The sequence below is a fragment of the Clostridium isatidis genome (genome assembly GCF_002285495.1).
Lineage (GTDB): Bacteria > Bacillota > Clostridia > Clostridiales > Clostridiaceae > Clostridium > Clostridium isatidis.
Map to the genome: position 1 here is coordinate 676,869 of NZ_CP016786.1, position 13,552 is coordinate 690,420.

11 protein-coding genes are annotated in these 13,552 nt (G+C 27.2%); 9 read left to right on the top strand and 2 right to left on the bottom strand.

The window, feature by feature from the left end:
* The first annotated feature begins 9 nt into the window (after positions 1–9).
* The 8 genes from BEN51_RS03210 (at position 10) to BEN51_RS03245 (ending at position 9,372) form a co-directional block, all read left to right on the top strand.
* On the top strand, positions 10–777 hold the full coding sequence (locus BEN51_RS03210; RefSeq protein WP_119864652.1) for an ABC transporter ATP-binding protein: 768 nt from the start codon (positions 10–12) through the stop codon (positions 775–777).
* On the top strand, positions 770–1,561 hold the full coding sequence (locus tag BEN51_RS03215) for an ABC transporter permease (protein WP_119864653.1): 792 nt from the start codon (positions 770–772) through the stop codon (positions 1,559–1,561). Before BEN51_RS03210 ends, BEN51_RS03215 begins: the two co-directional genes overlap by 8 nt.
* 131 nt (positions 1,562–1,692) lie before the next feature.
* A complete protein-coding gene (locus BEN51_RS03220) occupies positions 1,693–3,525 on the top strand; it encodes a tetratricopeptide repeat protein (RefSeq protein WP_119864654.1) in 1,833 nt (610 codons plus the stop codon).
* Between the two features lie 106 nt (positions 3,526–3,631).
* Positions 3,632–4,738: a hypothetical protein gene (locus tag BEN51_RS03225; RefSeq protein ID WP_119864655.1), complete on the top strand. Its 1,107-nt coding sequence runs from the start codon at positions 3,632–3,634 to the stop codon at positions 4,736–4,738.
* Positions 4,739–5,132: 394 nt separating this feature from the next.
* Complete coding sequence (locus BEN51_RS03230) at positions 5,133–6,233, top strand: 6-phosphofructokinase (RefSeq protein ID WP_119864656.1); 1,101 nt, start codon at positions 5,133–5,135, stop codon at positions 6,231–6,233.
* 144 nt (positions 6,234–6,377) lie between these two features.
* Positions 6,378–7,157 (top strand): serine hydrolase, encoded by a 780-nt coding sequence (locus BEN51_RS03235; protein ID WP_119864657.1) that lies wholly within the window; start codon positions 6,378–6,380, stop codon positions 7,155–7,157.
* Between the two features lie 147 nt (positions 7,158–7,304).
* On the top strand, positions 7,305–8,339 hold the full coding sequence (locus BEN51_RS03240) for an N-acetylmuramoyl-L-alanine amidase (RefSeq protein ID WP_119864658.1): 1,035 nt from the start codon (positions 7,305–7,307) through the stop codon (positions 8,337–8,339).
* Between the two features lie 178 nt (positions 8,340–8,517).
* Positions 8,518–9,372: a hypothetical protein gene (locus tag BEN51_RS03245; RefSeq protein ID WP_119864659.1), complete on the top strand. Its 855-nt coding sequence runs from the start codon at positions 8,518–8,520 to the stop codon at positions 9,370–9,372.
* A 64-nt stretch (positions 9,373–9,436) separates the two neighbouring features.
* Here the strand turns inward: BEN51_RS03245 and BEN51_RS03250 are convergent, their stop codons facing one another.
* Positions 9,437–12,088 carry a transglycosylase domain-containing protein gene (locus BEN51_RS03250; RefSeq protein ID WP_119864660.1) on the bottom strand — a complete coding sequence of 884 codons (2,652 nt, stop codon included), beginning with the start codon at positions 12,086–12,088 and terminating at the stop codon, positions 9,437–9,439.
* A gap of 106 nt (positions 12,089–12,194) precedes the next feature.
* On the opposite strand from BEN51_RS03250, the gene yunB reads away from it, so the two are divergent.
* Positions 12,195–12,848, top strand: a complete 654-nt coding sequence (yunB, locus tag BEN51_RS03255) for a sporulation protein YunB (protein WP_119864661.1) — start codon at positions 12,195–12,197, stop codon at positions 12,846–12,848.
* Between the two features lie 127 nt (positions 12,849–12,975).
* Here yunB and hpt read toward each other — a convergent pair whose 3' ends face one another.
* Entirely contained in the window at positions 12,976–13,503 is a 528-nt protein-coding gene (gene hpt, locus BEN51_RS03260) for a hypoxanthine phosphoribosyltransferase (protein WP_119864662.1), read from the bottom strand.
* Between the last annotated feature and the right edge of the window lie 49 nt (positions 13,504–13,552).

A 13,552-nucleotide genomic window follows, 5' to 3' on the forward strand; every position in this document is an offset into this window, starting at 1 on the left:
GTATTTCTATTGGCTTTAATAACTGTTTCAAATGTAGGTTTAATATATCATACTTTAGAAAATGAGACTATAGCAATAAAGGATGTTAGTTTTTCGGTAGACAAGGGAGAATTTATTACTATTATTGGGCCGTCAGGTTGTGGTAAGTCAACTTTACTAAATATAATAAGTGGATTATTAGAGCCTACCTATGGTGAAGTTATATATAATGATAAAAATGTAGAAAATAGATTAGATAAAATAGGTTATATGTTTCAAAAAGATAATTTGTTTGAATGGATTTCTGTTTGGAAAAATGTGACTTTAGGATTGAAAATAAAAAATCAGCTAAACAAAGAAAATATAGAAAGAGTTGATAAACTATTAGATAGTTATGATTTAGAAAAGTTTAAAAATCATAAACCTTATGAATTGTCAGGAGGTATGAGACAAAGAGTGGCTTTAATTAGAACTCTTGCCTTAAATCCTGAAATACTATTATTGGATGAACCTTTTTCTGCTTTAGATTATCAGACCAGACTTTGGGTATGCGATGATGTAAAGGGAATAATAAAGAATGAATGTAAAACAGCCATAATGGTAACTCATGATATATCAGAGGCTGTATCAATATCTGATAGAGTAATTATGCTAACTAAAAGACCAGCAAAAATAAAACTAGATCTTAAAATAGAATTTAATAATAAGGATGCTACTCCTTTTGAAAGAAGAAGTGAGCCAGAATTTAAGGAATACTTTAATTTATTATGGAAGGAGTTAGATAAAGTAAATGAGTAAGGAACATGAGGAATATATAAAAAAAATAAAACGAAATAAGTTAAAAGTGACAATTTTTAGAATAGCTATTTTAGCTATATTTATTATTCTTTGGGAGTTTTTAACCAAATATAAAGTGATAGATCCATTTTTAACTTCAAGTCCAAGCAGAATGATAAAGTCACTTTTAGGTTTTATAGAGAATGGAACTATATTTAAGCATATTTTTGTAACCTGCTATGAAACAATAATAGGCTTTACTTTAGGAACAGTACTCGGAACTATAATAGCAATAATATTGTGGTATTCGCCTTTTACAGCAAAGGTATTAGATCCTTATTTAGTTGTATTAAATGCCCTGCCTAAGGTTGCATTAGCGCCAATAATAATATTTTGGGTTGGAAATGGAATAGGAGCAATTGTTGTAATAACTCTATTAATATCAGTTGTTACAACTATTATTACAGTATTAACAGGTTTCAATGAAGTAGATAAAGGTAAACTAAAACTTATGGAAACATTAAGAGCTAATAAATTTCAAACACTAAGGTATTTGGTTTTTCCGGCTAATATTCAAGTATTAGTATCTGCTTTGAAAATAAATGTAGGATTGTCTTGGGTAGGAGTAATAATGGGGGAATTTTTAGTAGCAAGAGAAGGATTAGGATTTTTAATAATATACGGAGGACAAATATCTCAATTAGATATGGTTATGATGAGTATAGTAATATTATCATTAATTGCATATCTAATGTATATAGGAGTTTCAAAAGCAGAAGCTTTTTTTAAGAAGAGTATGAATTAGGGAGCTTAAAATTTGGCTCCTTTATTTATTGATTTTAACAAGACGACATAACAATAGATATATAAAATAATTGTAAATAGTATTATAATCTGTTACAATAAAATTTAGATTAATAAAACAATGGAGGAACTATGAAAAAAATGGAAGGATTTTTTTCTAAAATAAAATTAGATTATAACAAAATGAAAACGTTTCGCGAGAAAGTGAAAAAAATATTTAATCCAATATATAATTTTTTTAAAAAAGTAAAAAATATATATGATAAAGCCAATAAAAGGACACCTTATACTGAACCAATTGCGGTAATTGGAAGCTCCTGTTTATTTATATTAATTCTTGTATTAGTAATTAAGACAAATTTTACAGTAGAAAATGTAAATATAATTACTAATTCGGCAGAAAAATTTTATTATCAACATGAATATGATAAAGCAATTAATGAATATAATGAAATGCAGTTAAATGATCCTTGGCCAATATGGTCCGTAAATATGGCTGATATTTATTCGTTAAAATCTGAAGTAGAAAAGTCAGAAGCATTATTAAAGGAAAGTATAATTGTAAGAGATAGGATAATTAAAGAAGAGGGAATCGAGAATTATTTAGATAAAGATAAAAATTTAATTAATAAAATTCTGTTTATTTTTAATATGAATGGCAAATATGAAGAAACTATTACATTTGGAGAAGATTATATTTCTGAAATAGGAATAGATAATAATATATTAAAAAATTTATTTATTGCTTATATTATTAAAAATCATGAGTTTAAAGCTGAGGACACAATAACTAGATTTGAGCTTAATGAAAATTCTGCTTATGAACTATCAGAAATTGCTAATATGTATACTTTAATAAATAATTGGGACAAGGCTTTAGAATTATTAGATAAGGCTTGGGAAATTGATAAAAATGAATTAAAAATATATGATACAATTGAAGAAATGTATTTATTTAATAAAGAGGAATTAATAAAAAATTTAGAAAGATTAGTAAATAAAAATAATAGTAAGAGTTCTTATAAAATGATGCTTTTAAAAGCTTATGCTTATGATGCGGAAAATATAGTAAAAGCTGAAAAGCTAATAGAAGAATTAGAAAATGATAATGTAGAAGGATATATAATAAATCTAATTAAATTTGAAACTCTTAAAAATGATAATAATAAAGAAGCAATGGAGTATTTAGAAAAGGCTTATAAGGGAGTAAAAGATGAAAAAGAAGCTTCCTTTTATGAATATTATATAGGAGCTTTATTATCATATTATAATAAGGATTATGAAAAAGCATCAAATCTGGTTAAAAAGAGTATTTTAGATAATCCTAACTATAGTTATTCTTATTTACTTCTATCAGATATTTGCTATTCAGGTGAAGGTGGAAAATTTGTTGAACCATATTTAAGAACTGCAATGGAAAAATCTCCTTATAGTTATAAAATAATTTTAAAAATGGCTGAGTATTATAAAAATATAGAAGTAAATAATGTAAAAGCAAAAAATATGTATGAAATGGCTATAATTTTAAGAAAAGACAACAGCAGCTTATATTATGAACTTGCTAAATTGTTTATAGCAGAAGAGCAATGGCAAGAGGCAATAAATAGTATTAAAAAGTCAATTGAATTTGATAATAATAGTAATTATTATAGGGCATTAGGTGCTTTATATCTTAAGAATGAAAATTATGAAGAAGCTATTATATATACTCGTAAGGCTTTTGAAATGAACGATAAGGATATTTTAGCTCTTAATAATGCTGCGTGGTATTATATTAATGTAGAAAAGAATATAAGCAGAGCTTATGAAAATATAAAAGCTGCTTATGAGGAAATTCCAATAAGTATTGATGAAAATACTAAAAAGTTAATTGCAGAAAATTACACAAGGATAGAAAAATTATATAAAGAAAATTCAGAAACATTAGATAATGACATATTTATGGATATAACCTTATTTTATTAAAAGTGCTTTTATGAGCACTTTTTTTATGGAAAAATATCCAATAAGTTGCTATTATATTAATAAGAAAAGAATTCGAAAATATTATAAAATTATGGAGGGTATTTTGGTGAATAAAATAAATAAGTTATTTAAACTAGGTATAACCTTAGCAATATTAGCTGTTGGAATTGTTTTAATAACTAAAACTAGAACCTTTGGAAAAATAACAGTTGAGAGTTGGGAGAATATTTATAACGAAAATAATATTAAATTCTATTATTCAGAAGAAAACAATGAAAAAATTAAAGCTTTAAGTAACTTATATTCTATTAGTGAAGAAGCAAAAAAGATAGATGATAAGTTAGAGAGAGCTATAGAAGTTTCAAAATTACTTAAATCTATTATTAGTTATGATGTTGCTGAGGATGCAAAAGGTATTAATGGTTTTGATATTTTAAGAGATAAAATAGGTTATTCAACAGCTTCTGCACGAGATGTAGCAATTATATATAGAGATTTTTTGCAAAGTGTAGGTTTAAAAGCTAGAGTAGGTGAGTTTAGAAGAACAAATGCTTCAAAAATTAAGCAAAAATCATATTTTGTAGTAGAATTCTGGAGTGAAAAATATAGTAAATGGATAATGATAGACTTTATCAATGATGGCTATTTTGATAATCAAGGATTTCCTTGCAGTGCAATAGAAGTTCTAGAAGGAAATATTAATGCATTAAATTATACAGGAAAAAAAGATATTAAAAAATTTAATTGGAGAGATAAAAATATTAATATTTCAGATGTTCTCTATACTTATACAATTGCAATAGATAATACTACTGATATGAAACAAAGTAATACATATATAACTTATATAAAAGATGTAAAAGATATAGTAATGCAATTTAAAGGAAAGGATATAAAACCTACAATTTATACACAAAATAAGGAGTTAATAAATAAAAATCCACTAGATAAAACAATAGATAATGATGAAAAAGCTTATTTAGTATTAATGAAAAAGGAAGATAGTAGTTATAAGGGTAGTGAAAATGAATATATTTTAGGGGCTTTTCAAAATAGCAAAATATTAAAAAATTATTATGTTAAACTAAATAATGGAGAATTTAATAAAATTAGAGAGTATAATGATATAACTTTAGAAAAAGGATTAAATACTATTGAACTTTCTTTAGATGGAGAAAATACAATTAGTAAAATAGAGTTGAATTATAAATAAAAAGGACTGTAAAACAGTCCTTTTTATAAATTCATAATAAATAAATTTTCTAATTCTAAATTTAGATTATTAATATGTTCGTCTATATTTACTAAAGGCTGGATTAAATAAGATAGTTTTTTGTTATATTAATCTAAAAGGAAACTAATGAGATAATTTAATAAATTTTTCTTTAAAATTTATCATTTTTATTTACTCTATACTATTTAATTGATATTAGGAATAATATAACAATTATTATTTAAAAATCTAGAAGAAATATTCTTTAAATACTAAACATTTTATGGTATTATTAAATTAAACTGAGTAATAAATTTTTTTTGAAATTAATTGACAGAAAATTTGGAATGTATAGTATATTCCGAAATCATAAAAGTGAGTAGGGGGAATTTAAATGGGAGAAAAAATTAAAAAAATAGCATTACTAACAGGCGGAGGAGATTGTCCTGGATTAAACGCAGTTATTAGAGCCGTAACAAGAGCAGCGATATTAAATCATGGCTGGGAAGTAATAGGTTATAAATTTGGTTACAGAGGGTTATACAATAATGATTTTGTCCCTTTAACTCTTGACAGCGTTGCAGGAATACTTCATAGAGGAGGAACTATATTATATAGCTCTAATAAGGATAACCTTTTTGATTATTTGGTAGAAGAAAATGGTAAAATGGTTAAAAAAGATGTGTCTGATGTAGCTGTTGAAAACCTAAAAAAAGAAGGTGTAGATGTTTTAGTAGTAATAGGAGGAGATGGTACTTTAACTTCTGCAAGAGATTTTGCTAGAAAAGGTGTAAAGGTTATAGGAGTACCAAAAACTATTGATAATGACTTAGCATCAACAGATGTTACCTTTGGTTTTAATACAGCAATAGATGTAGCAACAGAAGCATTAGATAGACTTCATACAACAGCTGAGTCTCATCATAGAATTATGATTTGTGAAGTTATGGGTAGAGGTGCAGGTTGGATTGCTTTAGAATCAGGAATAGCTGGTTCAGCAGACGTTATATTACTTCCTGAAATACCTTATGATATAAATAAGATAGTAGAAAAAGTTAGAGAAAGAGAAAAGGCAGGAAGAAAGTTTAGTATAATTGTTGTAGCTGAAGGAGCAAAATCAAAAGATGGAGAAGTTGTAATTGCAAAAATAGTTAAAGACAGTCCAGATCCAATTAGACTTGGAGGTATTGGTAATAAATTAGCTGATGACCTAGAAAAATTAATGCCTGATAAAGAAATTAGATGTACTGTTTTAGGTCATATTCAAAGAGGTGGAAATACTTCTACTTTTGATAGAATTCTTTCTACAAGATATGGTGTTGCAGCAGTTGAACTAATAAATGAAGAAAAATTCGGACATATGGTATGCTTAAAAGGCGGAGAAATGTCGAGTGACACATTAGAAAATGTAATAGGACAAAAGTCAAAACTTGTTGATCCAAATGGAGATTTAGTTAAGGTTGCTAGAAAGATAGGAATTTCATTTGCAGATTAGAGTATAATGTAGTGATAGAGATTTCTCTATCACTATTTTTATGATAATAAAATAACAAGAAAAATAATTGAATGCTTCAAAATTTTCTGAAAATATGATATAATTCTTTTAGACGATAATATGGTAAAAAAGCTGGAGGGTATTATGAAAGAGATAAAGAAATATTTAGAATCAAGAATTGGCACATATGGATTTTTCTTTGAGGATTTAAGAAGCGGATTTGTTTATGGGTATAATGAAAACGTTAAAATGGTTGCCGCTGGATGTATTAAACTACCAATTGCAGTTTCCCTTATAAAAGCTGTAGAAGATAAGAAAGTAGATTTTTTAGATAAAATTAAAATAGAAAGAAAAGATAAAGTTTATGGAACAGGTATTATTCATGAATTTAATGAGAGAGAATATACCATTTTTGAATTATTAGTTGCAATGTTAATTCAAAGTGATAATACTGCAGCAAATAAGATAATAGATATTATTGGTATGGATGAAATTAATAAAAATATCAAGGAAATGGGAATGGAAAATACAGTTTTAAAGAGAAAAACTGGTGATATAAATAATGAAGACGATGCTTCTGAAAATATAACATCAGCTTTAGATCTTGCTATTCTTTGGAGACATTTGTATAAGAAAACTTATTTGTCAAAGGAAAATAGTCAGATGTTAATTGATATTTTAAACAGACAGCAAATAAAAAATAAGTTGGCACTTTATATACCAGATGATTTAAAATATGAAATTTCAAGCAAAACTGGAGATAAAAAAGGTGTTGAAAATGATACTGAACTTGTAACTTTGTCAAAAGGAACCTTTTCTTTTACTGTACTATCAATGGGAATTCCAAATAGCGTTTATGGTACAGTAACTTTAGCTAAATGTGGAAAAATGATGTGGGATGATTTAATGAATAATTGGAATTAAAATATGTGTAATAACTCCTAGATATCTAGGAGTTATTTTTATATATATTAATATTATAAAGGAAAAGAATTTTTAATTTAAACAATAACTTTTACTATAGTTGGTGAATATTATGTATACATATAGTATACAAAGGAGGAAAAGTAAATGAAGATTGGAATAGATATGGGGCACTGTTTAACTGGGTATGATACTTCTGCTAGAGGAGTTTTTGTAGAGAGCGAATATAATAGAATAGTTGGCAAAAAGGTTATACAAAAATTAAAGGAAAAGGGACATACAGTGATTAATTGCACAATTGATGGTGGGGTTAGCAGTATGTATGATTCTTTAGCTAGAAGAGTAAAAATTGCTAATGAGAATAATGTAGATATATTTTGTTCCATTCATTTCAATGCAGGGGGTGGAGAAGGAACTGAGACTTATTTAGCAAACCCAAGTGCTTTTATAAATCAGGAATATTATAAAAAGAATTATGCTATTGCAAAAAGTATTAATGATAAAGTAGCTGCCAGTTGTGGATTTGTTAATAGAGGAGTAAAACATGAAGACTTCTATGTAATATATCATACAAAAGCTATAGCTGTTCTGGTAGAAGTTTGTTTTTGTGATTCAAAGAGTGATTTTGCTAAGTTAGATACAGATAAAGTTGCTATTGCTATTTGTGAAGGGTTAACTGGAGAAGACTACAGTGTAAAGATACCTAAAGTAGAAACAACAGACAATCTATATAGAGTTAGAAAGAGCTGGAGCGATGTAAAATCACAAATAGGGGCTTATAGAATATTAGAAAATGCTAAAAAAGAATGTGATAGCAGGAGTGGCTATTCAGTATTTGATAAGAATGGTGTTAAGGTATATCCTATTGCAAAGGCTGAAAATCCTAAAAATGAAACTATTCCAAATAGTAGTAACTCAAAGGAAAAGATAATAAAAGAATATTCAGAAAAGGGATTATTTACTTGTACTGTAGATGCAATAAATTTTAGAAATAAACCATATGTAGGTAGCGATAATCCAATACAAGGTCAATATTATAGAGGCGAGCAGGTATATTATGATTATGTAGTAATAACTGATAAGTATGTTTGGATAAGTTGGATAAGCGCAATTACTGGTGTTCGTAGATATATGCCAATTACAGATAGAATAAAAAATGAGAAATGGGGATATGTTGTATAAAAATTAAAATTATTAGGGGCATAAAAGCAAGCCCCTTTATTTTTATAGAAATTAAATATGTATAATGTATAAAAAATAATTTGAAACTTTATAATATTATAAAAATGATGTAATATATATGTATATATTGTTTGCTTTTAAGAGTTTATAACAACTTATTTAGGTTGAGGAGGATACAATGAAATATAAAAGTGGGAAAGTAATTTCTATTATAGTTATTGTATTTTTATTAGTAGCTATAGGAATTTTAATTAGAAATATATTAAATAAAGAAAATAAGGAAATAACTGTTGCAGAGGATTTTATTGAAGAATTATATGATAAAGATATTATTAGTAGTTATAAAAATAAAAAAGATACTTCTCAAGATATTTCTTTAAATAAACTTGCAAGTGAGAATTCACAAATTAAATATTCAGTAATCGTGGGGAACTTTGGTGTAGATATAGATGAGAATTATGAAGTTTTAGGATTTTCTAATAAAAATATAAGAGTGCTTGGTAGTGAGGATATTATTTCAGAGGAAGATGCCAAAAAACTTGCCAATGGTTATGTTAGTGAAATAACAAAGGACAATTTTATTTTTAAAGAAGTTAGGAATACTGAAGAAAAGTCTCCCTACTATACAGTAGTGTTTTATGAATGTAAAGATAGTTATCCAATATTCAATCAAGAAATAATTGCATTGATTGATAAAGTATCAGGAAAACTCGAGGGATATTCAAATTATTCAATTGCTAATAAAGAAATCATAAACAAAATTGATATTAAGGAAGAGAAAGCAAAAGAAATAGCAGTTAATCATTTTAGAAAACTAAATATAGATGTTCACAAAATAAATAATATATTTCTATCTTATATAGAAAATGATAATAATGAACTTGTATTATCTTATGTTTTTAACGTAACTGGCAATAAAAATGATATAGTTAATAGCAATACTCAAGATAATGGAGAAAAGTTAGAAAAATCATTTACAGTATTTGTGAGAGCAGACACGGGTGAAATAATAAATTTAAATTTAGAAACATAAAAAGGAGATTATATTAAAAAAGGCTGTTGTATTGTATAAATATAACAGCCTTTTTTAAATCATATTAGTTATTATTTTCTGAGTTATTATTGTTATTATTGTTGTTATTATTAGGATCTAAATCTGAGTTTGTAGGTAACTCTTCTTTATCTTCTAATTCAATAGTAATAGTATCTCCTTTTTTGGCAGTATTACTAGATAAAGATTTTATTATTCTTGTTTTAGCATCAGGATTTGATATTTTAACCTGAACCTCTTTTTCATTAAGCTTTGCTATGGCATCATCTACATTTCCGCCAACAGAGATTCCTAAATCAGATAATTTGAATTCTCCTTTTATTTGATCTATAATTTCACCTATTACTGATTTTGTGTCATCTTTTTCAGTTGGAACAATATATTTGTCATCGTCAGATAATCTTGATGAAAATTCTTTTTTAATAAATACTCGCTTTTCAATTAAATTCTTAGGAGTTTTATCAGTTGCCAGTTTATTATTATTTTTATTAACTTCAACTTCTACATGGGCATCACAGCTTCCAGAAGGCTCTGTACCTGAAACAAATAATTCTGTACGAACTCTTGAACCTCTTTGATCACGGGCACAAAGATCAGTTGCTCTTTTACCAGAGTCTAAACAAACTGATACACTTGTTACTCCACCAGGATTTCCATCAAATTCTTTATATTCTAAGCCTTCATGAATAGGTGCCATTATCTTACCCCAAAGATTAGCAGCAGAAGAACTATAACTGCTACCTCCTACTATGTCATGATTGTCATAACCAATCCATACCGATGCAGAATAATAAGGTGTTAGCCCTGCAAATAAGAAATCAGTGCTAAAATTAGTTGTACCAGTTTTACCGATAACTGGCATATTATATAATTTTGCTGAACCAGCATCGAAAGTTAAAGGTCCTTTTAATAAATCACGCATAATAAATGCTGTTTGTGGTGTAAATACTTGAGTTACCTTAGGTTCTTTATTTAGTATTACTTTTCCTGTAGCATCTTCAACTTTTGTATACAACATAGGCTCTGTATATAATCCATTATTACCAAAAGTTCCAAAGGCAGAAGCTAAAATATAAGTATTACCACCATCTGGATCTGCTGGATCTGATGTAAATTCACCTAAAGCAGCAACTGATAATGTTTTAGATGCCTCGGAATAAATAAGTCCAAGTTTTTCGCCATAAGATATACCAGTCTCTACACCTAATTTATCTTCAACAATGATTGTTGTAATATTTTTTGATAAAGCAATTGATTCTCTTGCCGTAATTATTCCATCAGATTTAAAATTCCAGTTATTTGGATTCCAACCTGGATATTTACTTTGTATTGATGAAGGTAGGCCAGCATCATCTAATGGTGTTGCAGCAGTGATTGTTTTTGTGTCAATAGCTGGACCATAAACAGTAAGTGGTTTTGTAACAGAACCGATTGATCTTAGAACATCATAAGCTCTATTGGTAGATCTTGCAGGTTGTTCACCTCTTCCGCCTACCATTGCTTTTACTTGTCCAGTTCTATAATCAAATATTGTTGCTGAGGCTTGAAGTTTTGGAGTTCCATTGTCATCATAAACCTCAGGATTTGCGTAAGCATCTATATAATTAAAGTTATCCCTATTATCTAATACTGCTTGTGTACTATCCTGCATTTTTCTATTCATAGTGGTATAAATTCTTAGACCACCATTTGAGAAAAGATTATCAACTTGCTCTTCAGTATATTTATATGTTTCCATTAAATCTTTTTTTACTTGGTCTAATGCTGGATAAACAAACCATTCGTAATTAATTTTATAATTTACACTTTTTTGAGAAAAGGCAAAGGAGTTTTTATCTACAAAATCATATGCTTCATTATATTGATCTGTAGTTATATATCCTAAATCTCTCATTTTCATTAGAACGGTTTTTGTTCTATCTAAGTAAATAGTTGGATCTTCAATATTTTCTGGGTCATAGGGACTATAAGCACTAGGAGCTTGTGTTAATCCAGCAATAAATGCAGCCTCAGGTAAAGTTAAGTCAATAGCGTTTTTATCAAAGTAATATTCAGCAGCAGCTTCAACACCATAAATTTTCCCACCAAGAGGAATTGTGTTTAGATAAGCCTTCAAAATATCGTTCTTTGAAAGTTTACTTTCAAGAGTTAAGGCAAGATAAATTTCTCGTACTTTTCTTTCTATTTTAACTTCGTTTGTTAAAAGAGTATTTTTTATTAATTGTTGGGTCATTGTAGATCCACCTTGAATATATCCATCCCCTGTTACTACAGTTAAGGCAGATCTTATAGCAGACACAATAGTTCTTTTAAAATCTACTCCATTATGCTGATAGAAACGTTCATCCTCAATTGCAACATAAGCATCCTTTAAATGCTGAGGCATTTCATCAATATCTATGATTTCTCTTATTTGTTCAGTAGGTATTTTATCTATAAAATTTCCTTCATCATCATATAAGGCTGATGGTTCGCTTAAACTTAATACAGAATTAACATCTAATTCAGGAGTGCTTTTAATAACTGCAAATATATATCCGGAAAGAACTACTACACATAATAGTGTGAATATTAATATTCCTAAAAAAGTACTTTTTATTATCTTTTTATATCTAGGTTTAGATGATTTATTCTTTTTATTATTTTTTATATCTTTAGCTTGGCTTTTTTCATTATTTGAAGTTTCTTTGTTAGCCATTTTTTCCTCCCTTATTAATTTAATTTATTTATTGGTGTAAAATAAATAATATAGCATATTATAGCATAATTATATAAAGAATAAAATAATAACTCTGAAGGTGTTTATGAAGTATTATAGAAAACCGCATAGAATTCCTTTTAAAGTCAAAAATATTAAATTTATAATAATTATTATTTCCTTATGTATAATAATTAATTCCATAATTTCCTTTTTTCATAATAATATTTCTCCAGCTGTAATTAAAATAGCTGAAGATAAGTTGAAGAATGAAGCCACTAATATAGTATATGAGAATGCACTAGATATATATTCAAAGGAATTTGATTATTCTGATATTATGTCAATTGAAAAAGATAGCGAAGGCAATATTACTTTGTTAAGAGCAGATACAGTTAAATTAAATTATTTATCTTCAAAATTAATTTTAACAATAAACAATAGAATAACTGAACTTGAAAATTTAGGAATAGAAGTTCCTTTAGGTTATATGACAAAAAACTTAGCTATTCATAAATTAGGACCTAAGGTAAATATAGATTTAGAACAGATAGGTAATATAAATACTAAATATGAATCGATTTTTGAAAGTGCAGGGATAAATCAAACAAGGCATAAAATTTATTTAAATGTAAGTATGAAGATGAGAGTGGTTATTCCTTTAAATAGTAAAGAAGTTGAAATAAGCTGTCAGATACCAATATCAGAAACCATAGTTGTAGGTAAAATTCCAAATACTGCGATAGAATTTAGTAAATAACTAATTAATACACAATTAAAGAAATAATACAGATTTCTAAATTATAAAAAATAAAAAACTGCAGCTTCAGTAAATATCTGCAGTTTTTTATTTTGAATTATGTATTTTACATTTTAAATTATTGTATTTAATTAGCTTCCCAATTAAATACATACGGTACGTTTCTGTAATAATTTTCGTAATCTAATCCATATCCTACTACGAATAGATCTTCAATTTCAAAACAGCAGTAGTCAGGTTTTAAATCAACCTTTCTTCTAGAAGGTTTATCTAGCAGTACACAAGTCTTTACTGACTTAGCTCCCTTTTTCATAACATAATCTATAACAAATTTCATTGTATATCCTGTATCAATTATATCATCAACTATTAGTACATCAAGTCCCTCAATATTATCTGGTATATCATTAACAACTTTTACAATACCACTGCTTACTTCTGCATTACCATAGCTTGAAGTTGTCATAAAGCCAACTTGAGCTTTGCAATCAATAGCTTTAAATAAATCGGCACCAAATACGAAGCTGCCTCTAAGAAGTGGCAATACATAAAGATTTTTATCTTTATAATCTTCAGTTATAACCTTACCAAGTTCTGCTACTCTTTCTTTTATTTGTTCTTCAGTAAAAAGGATATTTCTTTTCTTATCATCCATTAGTATTTCCTCCCAAAATGTATGTTTCATAAGCCTTCTAGCATATTTA

Coding starts and splice junctions, on each gene's coding strand:
- yunB (WP_119864661.1), top strand. CDS start 12,195: ATGAAGTATTATAGAAAACCGCATAGAATTCCTTTTAAAGTCAAAAAT.
- BEN51_RS03245 (WP_119864659.1), top strand. CDS start 8,518: ATGAAATATAAAAGTGGGAAAGTAATTTCTATTATAGTTATTGTATTT.
- BEN51_RS03250 (WP_119864660.1), bottom strand. CDS start 12,088: ATGGCTAACAAAGAAACTTCAAATAATGAAAAAAGCCAAGCTAAAGAT.
- BEN51_RS03235 (WP_119864657.1), top strand. CDS start 6,378: ATGAAAGAGATAAAGAAATATTTAGAATCAAGAATTGGCACATATGGA.
- BEN51_RS03240 (WP_119864658.1), top strand. CDS start 7,305: ATGAAGATTGGAATAGATATGGGGCACTGTTTAACTGGGTATGATACT.
- BEN51_RS03230 (WP_119864656.1), top strand. CDS start 5,133: ATGGGAGAAAAAATTAAAAAAATAGCATTACTAACAGGCGGAGGAGAT.
- BEN51_RS03220 (WP_119864654.1), top strand. CDS start 1,693: ATGAAAAAAATGGAAGGATTTTTTTCTAAAATAAAATTAGATTATAAC.
- hpt (WP_119864662.1), bottom strand. CDS start 13,503: ATGGATGATAAGAAAAGAAATATCCTTTTTACTGAAGAACAAATAAAA.
- BEN51_RS03215 (WP_119864653.1), top strand. CDS start 770: ATGAGTAAGGAACATGAGGAATATATAAAAAAAATAAAACGAAATAAG.